At 54.5% G+C, this 18,354-nt stretch carries 5 protein-coding genes; 1 reads left to right on the top strand and 4 read right to left on the bottom strand.

Translation table 11 applies throughout. From position 1 onward, the window contains the following. Positions 1 to 18: 18 nt before the first annotated feature. From B9Z46_RS07395 to B9Z46_RS07410, 4 genes are read right to left on the bottom strand one after another with little or no spacing between them, the layout of a single operon-like run. Positions 19 to 12,264 (bottom strand): Ig-like domain-containing protein, encoded by a 12,246-nt coding sequence (locus tag B9Z46_RS07395; protein WP_108255320.1) that lies wholly within the window; start codon positions 12,262 to 12,264, stop codon positions 19 to 21. A 6-nt stretch (positions 12,265 to 12,270) separates the two neighbouring features. Continuing rightward, on the bottom strand, positions 12,271 to 13,515 hold the full coding sequence (locus B9Z46_RS07400) for an HlyD family efflux transporter periplasmic adaptor subunit (RefSeq protein WP_108255322.1): 1,245 nt from the start codon (positions 13,513 to 13,515) through the stop codon (positions 12,271 to 12,273). Beyond that, positions 13,512 to 15,554: an ATP-binding cassette domain-containing protein gene (locus B9Z46_RS07405; RefSeq protein WP_108255324.1), complete on the bottom strand. Its 2,043-nt coding sequence runs from the start codon at positions 15,552 to 15,554 to the stop codon at positions 13,512 to 13,514. Before B9Z46_RS07405 ends, B9Z46_RS07400 begins: the two co-directional genes overlap by 4 nt. Further along, positions 15,551 to 16,864 (bottom strand): TolC family protein, encoded by a 1,314-nt coding sequence (locus B9Z46_RS07410; RefSeq protein ID WP_233245940.1) that lies wholly within the window; start codon positions 16,862 to 16,864, stop codon positions 15,551 to 15,553. Before B9Z46_RS07410 ends, B9Z46_RS07405 begins: the two co-directional genes overlap by 4 nt. Positions 16,865 to 17,148: 284 nt before the next feature. Here B9Z46_RS07410 and B9Z46_RS07415 point away from each other — a divergent pair, with 284 nt between their 5' ends. Next, positions 17,149 to 18,348 carry a substrate-binding domain-containing protein gene (locus B9Z46_RS07415; RefSeq protein WP_055361996.1) on the top strand — a complete coding sequence of 400 codons (1,200 nt, stop codon included), beginning with the start codon at positions 17,149 to 17,151 and terminating at the stop codon, positions 18,346 to 18,348. The last annotated feature ends 6 nt before the right edge of the window (positions 18,349 to 18,354 follow it).

Consider the following 18,354-nt stretch of genomic DNA (forward strand, 5'->3'; position numbering starts at 1 on the left):
GCCATTCAGCAGCAGTTCTTACAAAATGCTGCTGCGCTGAATGTCTGTTTGCACCAGCAGCATGGCCGGTGCGCCGTTGCTGGCGGTGTAAACGCTGTAGTAAATGCCAGATGAGCTGTCACGCACATTGCCCGTAGTGTCCAAGGTCCAGCCGGTGGTGCTCACTTTGTCGTTGGTGCCACCCGTCACGGCCACTTGGTGGTAGTTCATCACATTGGCATTGATGCCGGTTGAGCCGGCAGAGGTTTCCCAACCCCCCGCACCCTGGCTGTTCAATGCCGACAAATTGGCCCAGTTGCTACCCGCCATGTCGAGCACATCGGCCACGCGAATGGTCAATTCGTTGGCGCCAGTGTTGGTGCTCATGTCAATGCGTTCGATGCTGTTGATGCGGCTGCTGCCTTCGATGTTGCCCACAGAGGTGTTGCTGACCAAAGAAAGATTCAAGTTCAAGGCCGTTGTGCCGCCTAGGCGAAGGGTGTCAATGCCAGAACCGCCATCGATCTTGGCCAATTGTGTGGTGTTGCCACCTGCACCAAAATTACTTTGAAGGGAGGTGATGGTGCTTTGGTTCACGATGAAAGTGTCTTTGCCCATGCCGCCCAGCAACACGTCAGCGCCACTGGAGGTGAAGGTGTCATTGCCCGTACCAGCAGAGTTGCTGCCGCCCGCCAAGGTTTGTACGCCCGTGGAGGTGAGGGTGTCGTTGGCGCTGGTACCTTTGTTGTCAACCGCACTGCCAGCTGCAAATGCGCCGGTCTTGCTGCCAAAGATGATGTACGAGCGACCCGTTTGAACACTGCCGTGGGCTGCGTCATAACCGGGCGCGCCCACAATTAAATCGGCCAAGCCGTCGCCATTCACATCACCCGCAGCGCCCACTGAATAACCGCTCAAATCTTGGGCGCCTTGGCCAATGATGGCAAAGCCGCCTGTGTTGTTAAGAACATCACTCAGGTTGACATTGGTGGTGGTCGATTTTCCATAGACCACGAAGCTTCGGCCCGCGCTGGCCCCACCGTCCACGGGGCTAAAGGGTGCGCCCAAGATGATGTCGGCCAAGCCATCGCCGTTGATGTCGCCGGCACTGCTCACGCTGTGACCGCTTTGCTCTACAGCCGTGGTAGACAGAATGGCAAAGCCACCATTGCCAGCCGCAATTTGCGCTAAGTCGATGGTGGCGTTGGCGGTGCTTCTGCCAAAGATGACATAAGTTTTGCCACTTTCTCGATAAGCATTGCCGCTGCCCCCGATCACGGCGCCAATCAAAATGTCGCCCAAGCCATCGCCGTTGATGTCGCCGCCACTGCTCACCGACACGCCACTCATGTCTTGGCCGTTTTCTCCCAAGATCACAAAGCCACCAGTGTTGTTTTTGATGTTGGCCAAATCTACAGCGGTGTTGCCCGTTTTGCCCAAGATGACATACGTGGCACCGGCTTGGCTGCCGGCGGTGTCATTGAAATAGGCACTGACCAGCAAGTCGGCTTTGCCGTCGCCATTGAAGTCGCCTGCGCTGCTGACAGACGTTCCGCTTTCTTCGCCGGCTTGCCAACCCGAAATGACAAAGCCTGGCACCGTGCCACCCACATTTCCCAATGAGATGGTTTGCAATGCCGACAAGGCCGCGCTGCCATACACCACATAGGTCTTACCTGTGTTGCCAACAAGCCCGCTAACAGTTTGAAAGTGCGCACTGATGATCATGTCGATCCAGCCATCACCGTTGACATCGCCCGCACTGCTGACTGAAAAGCCTGCCGTGTCAAACGTACTGGTGATGCTGAGTGCATCAGGTGTGGTGCTCAATGCCGAGATGTCCTTTTGGTACTCCGCCAAACTGCCAGTTGTTGAATTCGCCTTGCCGTAGACCAAGAAGGCGCCACCTGGGTTGGTGCTGGCGGCATCTTGCGGCATGCCGATTAAAAGATCGGCCAGACCGTCGTTGTTCATGTCGCCTAAACCTGCCACTGAGAAGCCCAACCAACCTTTGTTGACGCTGTAGGTGTAGTAGTGGCCATTGACCTGTCCTGTGCCGCTGTAACCTTTGGGCACCAGGCTGGTGTTCAGGCCGCCTTCGTACAACACGGCGCCACCGCCTTGAGTGCGCAAGGCCGTGTCGGTGAAGGTGTTGAGTGGTGCGCCCATCACCACATCGCCATACCCATCACCGTTAAAGTCGCCTGCCAAACTGACCGCAAAGCCAAAGTACGAACCGGTATTCGGGGCTTCAATGGCGTAGCCGCCAATGTTGTTGGCAATGTCGTCCAAGTAGATGGCGTTTTTGAAAGTGTTGACATTGAGAGTAGGGGTCGTGCCAGCAAGGCCAGCATTGCCTGCTGTGTCCGTGTAGTTGCCTGCAGCGACTGTGATGCTGGCGGCAACCAAGGGTGTATCCGCAAAGGGTGTGAACACGGCCGTCCGAGTAAGGCCTGTGCCAGAAATAGCACTCAGCGTGCCTTGCGTCACCACCACATCGCCGGTAGTGCCATCCCAAGCAAAGGTGCTGCCAGGATCTTCGCTGAACGTGAAGGTGATGTTGGCCGTTTGGCCCATGCCGACCGTTGTTAAGTTGGACGTGATGGCCACCGTGGGCACGGCTGTGTCGTAACGGACCGTGACGGTGCCGCTGGCAGACCCCAAATTGCCCGCTGCATCTTGATAGCTGGCATTCTTCACACTGATCGTGGTGGTGCCTGAATTGGTGTTGGCAGGGGGTGTGAAATCAAAGCCCCTTTCTACGCCCACTTGTTGACCTGGCACGCTGCTGATGACCAAGTTGCCCGCGCCAGTGAAAGTCAAATCTCCAACGCTGCCATCCCACGTGAAGCTGGTCCCTGGGTCTTCACTGAAAGTGAAATAAACCCGAGTGGTTTGTCCAGCAATGAGGCTGCCAGAATTGACTCGACCTGCAACGGTGGGTGCAACCGTATCAAACAACATATAAGGCGTGATTCCAGCTGTACCTAAATTACCCAAGGCATCCTGATAGCTGCCGGCTGCCACATTGAAGGTGGGATTGCCGCTGCTATTGGCGGTGGGTGTGTAAACAGCAGTTCGTGTGAGCCCAGTGCCACTGATTGCGCTCAAGGTGCCGCCTGTCACAGTCACATCACCTGATGTGCCATTCCAAGCAAAACTGGTATTGGGATCTTCACTGAACGTAAAAGTGATGGTGGCCGTGTCACCTGATTTCAAAGTTGTTTTACTGCTCGAGATCACCACCGTCGGCGCAATCATGTCAATGTTGATCAAAGGTGTTAAGCCCGCAAGGCCATTGTTGCCGGCCAAATCTTGATAGCTGTTTGCTGTCACAGTGATGCTGGCTGTGCCGCTGGACAAGTTGGCAGTCGGTGTGAAGGTGGCTGTGCGTGTGAGCCCGGTGCCGGCTAAATTGCTGAGCGTGCCATTGGTGATTGCCACATCGCCCAGCGAAAAACTTGTACCAATGTCTTCACTGAATGTGAAGCTGATGGTGGCCGTTTGACCCGCAAGAATAGCGCTGATGTTGGAAGTTATGCTAACCGTTGGAAGCGTGGTGTCGACCCGGTAGCTGCCCACTGTCCAAGCGCTATATACGTTGCTTGCATTGTTGCCATACTCATCTTTGAAAACTGAACCGTTGAAACTCAAGCCGTTGGCGTTGAACATCACGCCATCCGTGTCGTTTTGGCCAGCCAAAATGGTGTAGCTGAATTGCAGGGTTGAGTTGGTGTAAGACGCATAGCTGGCTTGTACCACTGTGCTACCAATGGTCAGTGCCAACGTGGGGGCGCCATTGGTGATGTCCAACACCATGGTGCTTTTATTCATGAAAACAGTTAGCGTGACCACATCACCCTCGTTCAAACGACTATTGAGGACACCGGGGCTGGTGATACTCAATGAATTGGGTGTGGGGGTGGTGCTGTCAATGCTGTAAAGGGGTCCTGTACCTGCTGTACCGTTGTTGCCGGCAGCATCAACATAACTGTTTGCCAAGACGGCAATGCTGGCATTAGAAGCAATGGTATTTGCAGAGGGTCTGAACGTGGCAGTGCGCGTCAGTCCCGTACCGCTGATGGCAGTCAAGGAGCCAGACGCCAAGGTCACGTCACCCGAGGTGCCATTCCATGTGAATGAATTGCCCGGATCTTCTGAAAATGTAAATGTGACCAAGCTGGTATCGGTGTTTGACAACAAAACATCACTCATGGTGATATTGACCGATGGGGCTGTGGTGTCCACTTTGTAAAGAGGATTGTCTATGCGTGACGTTGAAGTGATGAGCGCGTTGTTGCCAGCGCTGTCTTTGATCGTGCCGCCATTGAGCAGCAGTGCGTTGTCGGCATAACTCACGCCATTGGTGTCGTTTTCGCCGGATGACACGGTGTAGTTGAACAGTAAGTCGGTGGTGCCTGAACCCGATATATAAGTGGCTGAGCTGCTACTTCCGCCCACATTCAAAACCACCTTGGGATTCCCGCCTGTGGCATTCACAATGACGGCTTCGCTGAACACAGCGGTGATTTGTAAGACATCGCCAGCATTCAAGGTGTTGCTCAGACTGCCGCTGGCACCAGTGATGTTCATGCTTGTCAGGGATGGCACATTGGTGTCTATGGCCACACTTGCACTAGCGCCCACTTGGCCCGAATTTCCTGCCAAGTCTGTATAGGCAGCAGAAGCGGTTGATACAACACCGAGCATAGTACTTCCCGCCGTAGGTGTGAAGGTGGCTGTGCTGACATAGTTGGTACCACTCAATACAAATGGGCTGAGTGAGCCGAGTGTTCCGCCGGTGACGGTTAAGTCGCCAGAGGAGCCATCCCAAGAAAAGCTGTTACCTGTTTTATCGCTGACAGTCACTGTCAAGGTTGCGGTTTCGCCGGCTTTAAGGGAAGCTACATTGAATGCCACAGACACTGAAGGCGTAAGCGTGTCGACCATGTAAGCGCTGTTGCTGCTTACGGCAGCCGAGGCGGGTGTCGATGTGTTGCCGGCGGCATCTGTCAGTACGGCGCCATTCAAGCTCAAAGCATTCAGTGCAATGGCAATGCCATCGGCATCGTTTTGACCTGCGGCAATGGTGGTGGTGAACACCAAGGTGTTGCTGCCAGCGCCTGATGCATAGGTGGCCTGCACCGTGCTGCTGCCCACCAACAAGGCCACTGTGGGCGAGCCGCCCGCCAGACTCAAATTGACCACTTCGTTGAAGGTCACAGTGACGTTGGCGGTATCACCTTCATTCAAATAAGTGTTGAGAATACCGGTTGAACCGCTGAGTGCAATTGCAGAAATGGTGGGTGCCAGAGTGTCCAGGGTGAGGCTGGGTGTGCCGCCTGCGCTGCCGTTGTTGCCAGCAGTATCTTGGTAAGCACCTGCGCTGACAGAAATACTCGCGGTACCTGAGTTGACGCCAGCGGTTGGTGTGAAGACTGCCGTGCGGGTGGCGCCAGTGCCAGAGATGGCGCTTAAAGTGCCATTGCTAAGGGTTACATCGCCCGTGGTGCCATTCCACACAAATGTGTTGCCCGGATCTTCGCTGAAGGTGAAGGTAATGTTGGCGGTTTCGCCCACTTTCACTTGACCCACATTGGATGTGATGCTTAAAAATGGCGCCGTGGTGTCAACGGTGAAGTTACTGTTGTCCGCTGTTGCTGGCACGCTGAGTGTGGTGGTATTGGTGCGTGGGTCTTTTAAAGTACTGCCATTCAATGACAAGGCGTTGGCACCCAAAGCGATGCCATCGGCATCGGTTTGTCCTGCAAGGATGGTGTAGGTGAACAACAAGTCGGCAGTACCTGCGCCTGAGGCGTAAGTGGCATTGACCGTGCTGCCGCCAATTTGCAAAGCCACAGTGGGCGAGCCCGCGGTGGTGTTGAGTGTTTGGGCTTCAGAAAAGTGGGCGGTGACAGTCACCACATCGCCTGCATTGAGGGCATTGTTTTGCACACCCACTGCGCTGGTAATTTGTACATCCATCAAAGTGGCAGGTGAGGTGTTGACCACCAAACTGCCTAGCGTGTTGCCCACGCCTAAATTGCCTGCGCTATCGGTGAACAGATCGTTGTTGACAGTGATGCTGGCACTGCCACCCGTCAAACCTTGCGTGGGCAAAAACGTGGCGGTGCGGGTGAGGCCTGTACCGCTGATGGCCGACAAGGTGCCATTGACCAGCGTCACATCGCCCGCGCTACCGTTCCAAGTGAAAGTGCTGCCAGGGTCTTCGCTGAATGTGAAAGTGATGATCGCTGTTTCGCCACTCAAGAAGGTGCTGCGACTGCTGCTGATGCTGACCACGGTTGGCGCAGTGGTGTCGACCAAATAGTTGGCGTTGTCGGCCGCGGCTGCAAAGGTGAGCGTGGGCGTGTTACCTGCTGTGTCAGTAAGGGCTTTGCCGTTTAAGCTGAGGCTGTTGGCATTGATGGCAATGCCATTGACATCGGTTTGGCCGTTCAGAATGGTGTAGTTGAAAACCAGTTGCGTGGTGCCAGCGCCCGACACATATTGCGCACTGACGATGGTGCTTCCAATGGTGAGGTCAACGCTGGGCGTGCCAACGTTGGCATCCAAGAAAACAGCTTCCGTGAAATTGACGGCCACCGACACCACGTCGCCTTGATTGAGCAAATTATTTTGAATGCCTGTGGCACTGAGCAAGGCCACGCTTGCAACGGTGGTGGTGCTTGTGTTGACGCTGATGTCAGCCGTTTTGTCGGTGACGCCTGCCGAGGCTTCTTGACCGATGTTGCCAGCAGCGTCGGTGTAGCTGTTGAGTGAAATAGCCACATTCGCGGTGCCTGCACTCACACCAGACGTGGGCGTGAGGAGTGCGGTGCGCGTCAGCGGATTGCCCGTGGTACTGAGCGCACCCAAGGTGCCGCCTGTGACGACCAAGTCCCCGCTGGTTCCGTTCCAAACAAAGCTAGTGCCGGGGTCTTCACTGAAGGTGAACGTGATGGTGGCAATTTGGCCAGAAATTAAAGCACTGGTACTGCTGGTGACACTGGCTGTTGGACGGGTGGTATCTACCAAATACTTGCCGTTGTCTGCAACTGCCAAGGAGGTGATGCTGGTGTTGTTGCCAGAGGCATCCTTCAAAGTGCCGCCATTCAGGCTGAGTGCATCTGCGTTAAGGGCCACACCATTGGTGTCGTTTTGTCCGTTGGCCACTGTGGCCGTGAAGATCAAGGCATTGCTGCCAGAACCGGATATGTAAGTGGCTTGAACCGCTGTGCCGCCCACATTGAGAGCCAAGGTGGGCGTGCCACCAGATGCATTGACGGTGATCACATCATTGAAGGTGACGGTGGCACTGAGCGTATCGCCAGCGTTCAAATTGTTGACGGTGGCGTCTGACGCACTGGCCACGCCGTCTGTGGAACTGCTTAAAGCTAAGCTTGAGAGGGTGGGTGCCAGGGTGTCCAAATTGAGCGTGGGTGTGGTGCCTGCTGCGCCATTGTTGCCTGCAGCATCTTGGTAGCTGTTGCCCGCCACGGTGATGCTGGCCGTGCCATTGCCTTGGTTGGCAGCAGGTGTGAACACCGCTGTGCGCGTCAGGCCTGTGCCGCTGATGGCACCTAAGCTGCCGCCAGCTATGACCACATCACCTGTCGTGCCATCCCATGCAAAGCTGGTTCCTGGGTCTTCAGAAAATGTGAATGTGACGGAGGCTGTGTCCGTTGAATTCAAACTTGATTTGTCAGAGGCGATGACCACGCTGGGTGCCGTGGTGTCCACCAAATAGTTGGCGTTGCTGCTGACAGCGGCAGACGTGATGCTGCTGGTGTTGCCATTTGCATCTTTGAGGGTGGCACCGTTCAATGTGAGTGCATTGGCGGGCAGGGCAACGCCATCGGTATCGGTTTGTCCACTGACGATGGCGGTGGTGAAGACCAAGGCGTTGGTGCCTGATCCCGACACATAGGTGGCTTGCACGGTGCTAGCGCCTACAAGCAAGGCCAAAGTAGGCGATCCGCCATCGGTGTTGACTGTGATCACATCGTTGAAGGTGGCCGTGACATTCAAGGTGTCGCCTGTGTTCAAGGTGTTGTTCAAGCCGCCCGTTGAACCGCTCAAAGCCACGCTGCTGATCGTTGGTGCCAAGGTGTCAATGCTGATGCTGGGCGTGGTGCCCGCTGTGCCCAGATTGCCCGCAACGTCGGTGTAGCTTAAGTCGGCCACCGTGATGCTGGCCGAACCACTGGCCAAGTTGGCGGTTGGCGTGAAGGTGCTGCGGCGCACATTGCCAAAGCCTGTGAGTGCGCTGAGGGTGCCGCCGGTCACGGTGATATCTGCCAAAGAAAAACTGGTGCCTGGGTCTTCTGTGAACGTGAAGCAAATGAGGTTGGTTTCGCCTGTTTTCAAACTGGAGGCAGAGGAGGTGATGAGCACGCTGGGGGCAGTGGTGTCGACCGGGTACAAAATGTTGTCGGCAACGCTGACATTGCCCAAGGTCAAGCTGTTGCCGGGCACGCTTTTCAAAGTGCTGCTGTTGAGGGTGATGGCCGCCGAGGGAATCGAGATGCCATTGGCATCCTCTTGCCCTGCCAGGATGCTGTAGCTGAACACAAAGTCGGAGGTGCCGCTGCCAGACGCGTAGTCCGCCTGAACGACTCTGCTGCCGATCATCAGACTTAAAGTGGGTGAGCCTCCTGTGGCATTGAGCACAATGGCTTCACTGAAAACCACCTTGGCGTAAATCACGTCGCCCGCATTGAGCAAGTTGCTCACAGCCCCCGTGGCGCTGCTCAGGCCCACCTGGCTGACAGTGGGTGTAGACGTTGAATAGGTAAGTGAAGGTGTGGTGCCAGCGCTGCCTGTGTTACCTGCGGCATCTTTGTAAGTACCTGCATTGACAGATATGCAGGCCGTGCCTGACACCACATTGGCGGTGGGGGTGAACGTGGCTGTGCGCGTTAAGCCGGTACCGCTGATGTTGCTTAAAGTGCCGCCACTGAGCACCACGTCACCCGCATTGGAAGCCCACACAAAACTGCTGCCGGGATCTTCGCTGAATGTAAAAGTGATGGCGGCAGTTTCACCCGATTTCAAGGTGGCAACATCCGAGGTGATGCTGACGCTGGGTGCTGTGGTGTCGACCAAATACAGCGGGTTGTTGGCCACAGCGATTGACGTGATGACGCTGGTGTTGCCCGCACTGTCTTTCAAGGTGGCGCCGTTCAAGCTGAGCGCGTTGATGGCAATGGCCACGCCATCGGTGTCGGTTTGGCCGCTGGCAATGGTGGTGCTGAACACCAATTCGCTTGTGCCTGAGCCCGACACATAAGTGGCTTGCACCGTGCTGCTGCCAATCACCAAGGCCAGCGTGGGCGATCCTGCGGTGGTGTTGAGCGTGACCGCTTCATTGAAAGTGACGGTGGCGCTGAGGGTGTCGGCGGCATTGAGCAGTTTGACGGTGGCATCCTGCGGGCTGGCCACAGCGCCAGTGGCACTGCTGAGGGCAAGACTTGCAATGCTGGGTGTAAGGGTGTCAAGGCTGAGGTTTGATGAGACGCCGGTGCTGCCGTTGTTGCCCGCAGCATCTTGGTAACTGTTGGCGGTGACGGTGATGCTGGCATTGCCAGAAGCCAAATTGGCTGTGGGGGTGAACACCGCTGTGCGCGTCAGTCCTGTACCGCTGATGGCACTCAAAGAACCACCCGTGACTGACAAGTCGCCTGCGCTGCCATCCCATGCAAAACTGGCAAGAGGTGCTTCTGAAAATGTGAAGGTGATGCTGGCAGTTTCGTCAGCTTTGAGTGCGCTTACATCCGATGTGATGTTGACGCTTGGCGCGGTCGTGTCCACCAAATAGGCCGGATTGCTGGCCACCGCAGAAGATGTGATGGTCGCTGCATTGCCTGCAATATCTTTCAAGTTGGCGCCATTCAAGTGCAGGGCATTCAGTGCAATGGCCACACCATCGTTGTCGATTTGGCCGTTGACAATGGCCGTACTGAACACCAATGCGTTGGTGCCTGAACCCGAGACATACGTGGCCTGCACAGTGCTGCTTCCCACGGTCAATTCGAGAGAGGGTGAGCCCGCGGTGATGTTCAACACAATCACTTCGCTGAAGGTCATTGTTGCAAGTAGCGTGTCACCCGCATTGAGCAAGGACACAGTGGCATCACTGGGGCTGAGAATGGCGCCAATGGCGCTGGTCAGCAACACATTTGTCAAGCTAGGCGCCACGGTGTCTAGGCTGAACGAAGGCGATGCGCCCGCAGCCCCCAAATTGCCCGCTGCGTCTTCATAACTTTGTGCCGTGACGGTGATGCTGGCACTGCCGCTGACCAAATTAGCGTCGGGTGTGAACACGGCCGTGCGCGTGAGACCCGTGCCTGTGAGTGCGCTCAACGTGCCGCCGGTCACAGCGACATCGCCGGTGCTGCCATCCCATGCAAAACTGCTGCCAGTTTCTTCTGACAATGTGAACGTGATGTTGGCCGTGTCACCCGCTTTCAATACGCTCGTGTCGGAAGTGATCACCACCGTGGGAACGGTGGTGTCCACTAAAAACAGCGGGTTGGAGAGAACCACCGCACTGGTGATCACACAAGCATTGCCGGCGGCATCGGACAAGATGGTACCGTTGAGGGTCAAGGCGTTGAGTGGCAATGACACGCCGTCGGTGTCGTTGAGGCCTGCCACGATGGTGGCAGTGAAAGTCCAAGTGTTGGTGCCAGTGCCCGACATGTAGGTGGCCTGTACCACGCTGCTGCCAATTTGCAAAGCAAGGGTCGGTGAGCCACCCGCCGCATTCAGTGTGACCGCATCGTCAAAGCTGACGGTGGCGCTGAGTGTGTCGCCGGCATTCAAGATGCGGTTCACAGCACCTGTGGCGCTGCTTAGAACAATGGCCGTGAGATTGGGCGGCGTGGTATCTGAAGGCGGTGGCGGTGGCGCAGGTGGCGGTGTTGGTGGCGGAGGAGGAGTGATTGGCGGTGGTGGCGGCGGTGCTGGGTCTGGTGTGGGCGGCGGCGTGGGTGTTGGGTCTGCTGTGACTTCAAAGGATTCAGCACTGCGCACCGAGACATTACCCGCCAAGTCAACGGCGTAGAGATGGTACACAGCTGCAGGCAGGCCACTCAGAGAAATGGGGGTGTTGCTTTGGACGATGTCAATGGCCACACTTTTGGAAACAAGCGGGCTGAGATTTTCCAAATCACCCAAGTTGAGAATGATGCTGGTGCTAGGCACCACATAGGCTTTACCCAGTTCATTGCTTTGAACTTGGAGGGTGCCTGACTGTGTTTGTGTCAGCGTGAGCGAGCCATCCTCAAGTTTGGAGATAGGGGCCGTGGTGTCCACCAAGTACAAAGGGTTGCTCAGAACGGCACTGGCCGTGTTGAGGGTGGCTCTGCCTAAGGTGTCTTGAAGACTTGCACCATTCAACTGAAGAGCGTTGCTTGCAATGGCCACACCGTCCAAGTCGGTTTGACCATTCACGATGGTGGTGACAAAGACCAACGCGTTGGTGCCCGATCCCGATACATAGCGCACTTCGACACTTTGGGTGCCAACAATCAATTGAAGGGAAGGACTGCCACTGCGTGTGTCTAAGTTCACAAGCCCGCTGAATGTGACTGTGGCTGTGAGCGTGTCACCAGCGTTCAAGCGATGGTTCATCTCGCCCGTGGCGCTTGTCAGCGCCATCGACGTGATGGTGGTTGGGTGGACCACTGGCGGGGGTGCAGGTGGTGGTGGCGTTGGAGTTGGTGTGACAGGCGTGTCTTTGCCGCCACCACTCAAAGCAATCACGCCAAGTAAAGCGCCAGAAACATCCGCCAAACCAATGCTTGCCGCAACAGGTGCAGCTGGCAAGAGCGCCATCACAGTGCCAGGATTGAGTAAAGCCACCTTGCAATCGAGCGCATCGTCGCGCTCGGTCCAAACCAAACTTTCAGGGACGTCCAATGCTTCTTTGGGCAAATGCGCTGTGACATGAACTTCTTCGCAGGCTTGGTTTTGCAGTTTGTAAACCGGTGCGTTGGGGACAGGGGCGATGCTTGCCACAAAATAGTCTTGCAACTCCAGTGCCACTTGATCTTCCACCAACACTTGAAGGTTCTTTTGCGAGCGCAGCAGCTTTTGCCCTTTGAGGTGACCGCCTGCTTCTTTGTCGATCAGTTTGTATTCATAGCCTGGTTGTGTTTTCACAAGCAGAGGTTTGATGACCGACAAAGGTGCATCAGGGGCCGTGCTCAATTTGGCCAGTTGAATGGTTTGAACGCGACCATCGGGCGTGGTGGCTTGAAGTTGAACGTCGTTGATCATGCTGATTTACCGCTCATGCAGTGCGCCGGAGAATGCTTTTTGGACAGGTTTGGCAAGGTACTGAAGCACCGACCTGGAGCGAGTTCGTATATCGAGTGTGGCCGTCATACCAGGCTTGAGATCACTCATACGCAGGCGATGAGCGGCTTGGTTCGAAAAAAGTGAAGCACTTTTAAGTGTTTGAACCGACTCAGAAGGCGTGTTGGGATCAATTTGCACTTGCACACGGTAAAAGGCTTGTGTGGTACCCGAGGCGGTGCTGTCGGTGAAGGTGTCTGAACTGATGTAGCTGAGGGTGCCGTTCAGCATGCCGTAAACGCTGAAATCGAATGCATCCAACTTCAAACTCACAGGCTGACCGATGCGCAGTTCACCAATGTCGCTCGGGTTGATTTTGGCTTCGACAATGTAGCCGCCCGTGCTGGGTGAAATGTGCATCAACTCATCGCCTGCGCGCAAAACGCCCCCCACTGTGTTGATGCGCATGAATTTGACAACGCCATCCACCGGCGTTGTGAGTACGCTGTGGTCCAACAAACTTTGGCGTTCGTTCAGCTTGAATTGGTTGGCAGCTATTTCTTCCTGCAAGCGAATCACATCTTGCTTGGCGTCTTGCAAATATTTGTTTTGAACGCCGGCGATGCGGCCTTGCGTTTCATGCACTTGACGTTGCGCGCGCATCATCTCCAGTTGGCTGACATCGCCTGTTTTCAAAAGCGATTGACTCATGCGCAACTCATCCTCAGAAAGTTCTAAGCCAGCGCGTAGAAGTTTCAATTCATCGAGGTGACCCTGTTTTCTTTGCAAATAGACTTGCGCTTGGCCTGATTGAAAGGCGCTACTTGCTGCGTCATTTTTTTGAAATGCCAGAGCCTGACCTGAGGACTCTGCGTTAGCCCTGGCCAATGCAGCATGCAAAGCGCTCAGCTTGGATTTGACTTCTTGGTAACTGGCTTCAGTGCGCGTGGTCTCTAACATTGCAAGCGCTTGGCCAGCATGCACTTGTTGGCCTTCTGTCACCAGCAATTTGGTTAGCACCCCACCATCAGCCGCTTGGATGATTTGATTGCGCGATGCCGCAATCACTTGGCCATTGCTTCGCACAGTCTGGTCCATGTGCGACAAGCTGGACCAGCCTAAAAAGCTAAGCAAACCCACTAGCAGCAAGCGCGTGCCAGTGAGTTGTTGTTGCCAACGCGTGAGCCTAGCTTCAAAGAAGGGGCGGTCAGGCCTGGGAGTTTGTGTGTTCATGCTTGAAGTTGTTTGAGCACTTGCTCTTTAGGGCCATCCAGCAAAACCTCGTGTTTGGCGATGACGACCAAGCGATCGACCAACGTCAGCATTTCAGGCTTGTGCGTGACCAATACCAAGGTGTCTTGGGGTCGAAGGGTTTGTTGAAGAGCCCGTGTCACGTGATCGGCCAGTTGACGGTCCATGGCGGCAGTGGGCTCGTCCATTAACCAAATGCGGGGTCGCCTTAAAAACACGCGCGTCAAATTAACCAGCTGGCGCTGTCCACCCGACAAGCCATGGCCACCTTCTTGGATGGGCAAGTCAAAGCCCATGGGGTGGTGGGCCAATACAGCATGCTGGAGTCCTGTTTGCTGTGCCACGCCGTTCAGAATGTCGTCACCTGGATCGGTCATGCCCATCAGCAAGTTGTCGCGTAGCGTGCCCTCAAACAAGCGGCCCTCTTGCTGCAGATAGCCCAGTTGCTCTGCCAGCAAAGGTTTGGCAATGACCGCCAAATCGACGCCATCAAGAGTAATGCCACCCACTTGCGGTTTGTACATGCCACTGAGCAATCGCAACAAGGTTGTTTTGCCAGCACCGATCGGACCTAAGACCCCAATTTTTTCTCCGTTGCGGATGTGCAGCGTGTTCACTTTCAGGGCCGCTTGCTGCCCGTACCCATACATCACTTCTTTGAGGGTGTAATTGCCTTGCACTGCATCCAAAACCACGGGTGTTTGGCCATGATGGTCGTCCGGCAGTTGCCAGATTTGGTCGAGGCCTTGAAGTGCCGATTGGCAATGTCCCCATTGAATGAGTTGAGAAGGCAAGGCTGCAATAGGCTGCAGGATGCGGTTGGACAAAATGGAGCAGGCAATGAGGCTGCCCATGCTGAGCTCGCCTCTGGAAATCATCAGTGCACCCGATGCCACCAACACCACATAGGCAATTTGCTGCAGCGCTTGTAGATGGTGTTGGGCAGATTCGCTGATTCTTCGCAAGCGCAACTCTTCGCCGCGCGCGGTGTCCGAAATGTTCTGCCACAAACTGAGTTGGCGCCAACCCCCTTGGCCAGACTTCAAGGTTTCTGCGCCTTCAATGGCCTCTACCAGCAGGCCTGTTTTTCGCATGTTGGCCAACGCCACCTGGTGACTGCGTTTTTCAATTTCCCGCAGACCTTGCAAACCGACCATCAAGGACAACAACAAAAACACCGCAGGAATCAAGGCCAGCCAGCCCGCCATGGCCCACAAAGCGAAGGTGAATACCAAGGCAAAAGGGGCATCGATCAACATTTGCGTGGCCGACCCCGTTAAAAATGCGCGCACACTTTCATAGGCCTTGATTTGGCCAGCCAGGCTGCCCACGCTGGTGGGCAATTTGTCCATGCGAACTTGTAGCAGTCGCATGAACACGTCACGCCCCAAACGCTGATCGACAGCTTCAATGATTTTTTCGTTCAAGTCGGATCGCAAGCGCCGCGCCAACCATTCAAACGCAATGGCACCCAACACGCCCAAACTCAAAACCCACAAAGTAGCACTGGCACCTGTGGGCACCACGCGATCGTAGATTTGCATGCTGTAAAAGGAAATGCCCAGCGCGACAAAATTCAACATGACGCCGTTCAGGCTGGCATCGATCAAGGTACTTTGATGCTTTTGAATTTCCAGTTTGATCAAGCGCCAGACAGGACTGTTCGATCGCTCAAAGGGCATTCTGAAATCGACCTTGACCAAAGCCAAAGAACTTAAGTGGTGTTGCGTGGACTCGCCGTCTGCCGAATCCAGCACCCATTGCGATTGGCTGTTGTAGCTTTTAACAACTCGCCAAGTGCCTTCATGGTCGACGGCGAGGCAGGGCAGTTGAGAGGGATCGATGCTGGCGTTGTTGAGCCATTGCACAGATTTCCAATTCAGCTGCGACTTTAAAAGTTGCAAAGTTTTTTTCGCTGAGTGAGCCTGCGCCATGTCGGTGCAGGCGAACAACGCATGCTTGTCTAAACTTTGGCGTTGCAGTTGCGCCAAGCGTTGCAGTGCAGCTTGCAATGAATTCATGGTGCAGACCCCGCATACGCCGCAGGGATTCCGTGTGCTTGAATGTGCAATCGACCAAGGCTTTGCAGCCAAGCCATCTCGTTTTCGATGACGGCCAATTCAGCCTGCGAAGTTTCACGAGCAGCATTCATCACATCGATCCAAGTTTTCTTGCCATTGATAAATTGACGCTCCCAAGCAGCTTGAATTTCTTGGGAAGACTCTAGGTTGAGAAGCAGCATCTCCGCCTTGCTTTGCCTTGCATTGGCATTCAAAAAATCGCTTTGAACGGCTTCCAACACACTTCTGCGAGCAGCCACAATTTCTTGCAAGGCGCCATCGTGTTTGTTTAGCAAGGCCACCAGCTGGTATGCCAAACCAAAGCCAGCACCGGTGCTGGCACTGAAACCTACAAACACCCGATTGGTGTTGGGCGTGTTGGCGTAGGTGTAGTTGCCACGTTGGTGTTCTGCGCGAACATAAACTTCAGGCTGCAAGGCTGCGCGTTTTTCGGCCACCTCGGCCAATTGCAGTTGAGCAACGTGTTCAAGTCGACGGATCAATGGCGAGTTGCCTAGGCTGATGGTTTCCCAGTGCGGCAAAGCTTGCTTCAATGCAAGTCCATCCAGCGTTAGCATTTGAATGTTGGGATGGATCAGCTTGAGATCCAGGCTTTTGGCCTCTGGCACCCATTGCGACAAACGAATCCAAGCTTGGTTTTCTTGCTGCAAGGCATTGAACCGATCTTGACGAACTTGCACCAAGCGCAAGTTGGCATAGTTGACTTCGTTCAGGGGCGACAGGCCTTGTTCAGCGCGGCGCGTGATTTTCAGAAGCAGTTGCGTTTGAACCGTTTCACTTTTTTCCAAGACTTGTTGCTGGCGCTGCGCCATGACCACCTCCATCCAGGCTTGAAGCGTTTTCAAAGCCAAGCCCTGTTGAATTTCAATCAGGCGTGCATGTTCGATGGCTTGTGTGGCGATCGCTTTGTCAGATTGCGCCGTCAGTCGGCCGCCTGTCCAGAGGGGCTGTTGGAGTCTGAAGCTGAGAACTTGGGGTGAGCCTGTGTAGACAGGATCAGGTGATTGCGTTTGCACGCGTTCCATGGAGATGGAGGGGGTTGGCCAATACGCTTGCTGCTTGACCTTCAAATCCATGCTTGCAGCTTGCAAGTTCTGGATTTGACTTTGGACCTGGGGATGTTCGGCTGTGACCTTCTGCAAAAGAAGGGGTAGCAGGGGCGATACGGCAGAAAAAACAGACGGCTGCGCAACCAAGCCAAATTCAGGATCTTTTGCGCTGGAATAAAGCGGCTGTGCGCTTATCAACACAAAAATACATAGCAGGGGAAGCCTATATATTCTTTTGTATTCGTGAAAATTAATCAATAAAACTTTAAGTTGTATTTAATATTAGCATGTTTCAAGCGCTTGTCTTGGGGGTGCAGGTTCTATTTGCGAGTGAACATCTCGTTCAACTTTGTTTTTCGTCATTGGCCTTCTAAGAGGGTTATGATGGAAATTAGCCCTGTAATTTGCAGGACATTGTGTGAATCAAATGTGAATAATTTGGTATTCATTTTGATGATTTTATGCCAACTCTTTTGGAGATGCTGATGCAACGTCGTTTTGTTCTTCCCATCCTGGTTTCTGCTTTGACTGGTTTCGCCGCTTTGTCTGCAGCGCCTCTTGCCATGGCCCAGGCCAAAGATTTGAAAATTGCCCACATTTACAGCAAAACAGGTCCCTTAGAGGCTTACGGCAAGCAAACTCAAGTGGGTCTGATGATGGGCTTGGACTACGCCACCGGTGGCACCATGCAAGTGGGCGGTCGCAAGTTGGTTGTGATTGAAAAAGACGACCAAGGCAAACCTGACTTAGGCAAAAACCTGTTGGCAGCTGCTTACGGTGACGACAAAGTTGAGATTGCAGTGGGCCCAACGGCATCGCCTGTGGCCTTGGCCATGTTGCCTGTTGCCGAAGAGTACAAAAAGATTTTGCTGGTGGAGCCTGCCGTTGCCGACTCCATCACGGGTGACAAGTGGAACAAGTACATTTTCCGCACAGGTCGCAACAGCAGCCAAGATGCCATCTCCAACGCTGTTGCATTGGACAAAGCGGGATACAGCATCGCCACCTTGGCACAAGACTCTGCGTTTGGTCGTGATGGTGTGAAGGCTTTCCGAGAGTCCTTGAAAACAGCGAAGCTGGTGCATGAAGAGTACTTGCCACCCGCCACCACCGACTTCACAGCCGGTGCTCAACATTTGATCGACAAGCTCAAATCGCAACCCGGTCGCAAAATTATTTTCATCATTTGGGCTGGTGGCAATCCATTCAAAATTGCCGACATGGACTTGAAGCGCTACGGCATTGAAATCGCCACGGGCGGCAACATCCTGCCCGCCATGGTGGCTTACAAGCAGTTCCCTGGCATGGAAGGTGCGGCTTACTATTACTTCGGCATGCCCAAGAACACCGTCAACGATGCCATGGTGGCGCGTCATTACACGCAGTTCAAATCGCCCCCTGACTTCTTTACAGCAGGTGGCTTTGCATCGGCCATGGCCTTGGTCACTGCTTTGAAGAAAACCAATGGCAACACAGATGCCAACACGTTGATCAGCACCATGGAAGGCATGAGCTTTGACACCCCTAAAGGCAAGATGACCTTCCGCAAAGAAGACCATCAAGCCATGCAAAGCATGTACCACTTCAAAATTAAAGTAGACCCCGCGTTTGCGTGGGGTGTGCCAGAGTTGATTCGCGAAATCAAACCTGAAGAAATGAACGTGCCCATTCGCAACAAACGCTAAGGTGAG

It is taken from the genome of Limnohabitans sp. Hippo4, assembly GCF_003063605.1.
In the GTDB taxonomy this organism is placed as follows: Bacteria; Pseudomonadota; Gammaproteobacteria; order Burkholderiales; family Burkholderiaceae_C; genus Limnohabitans_A.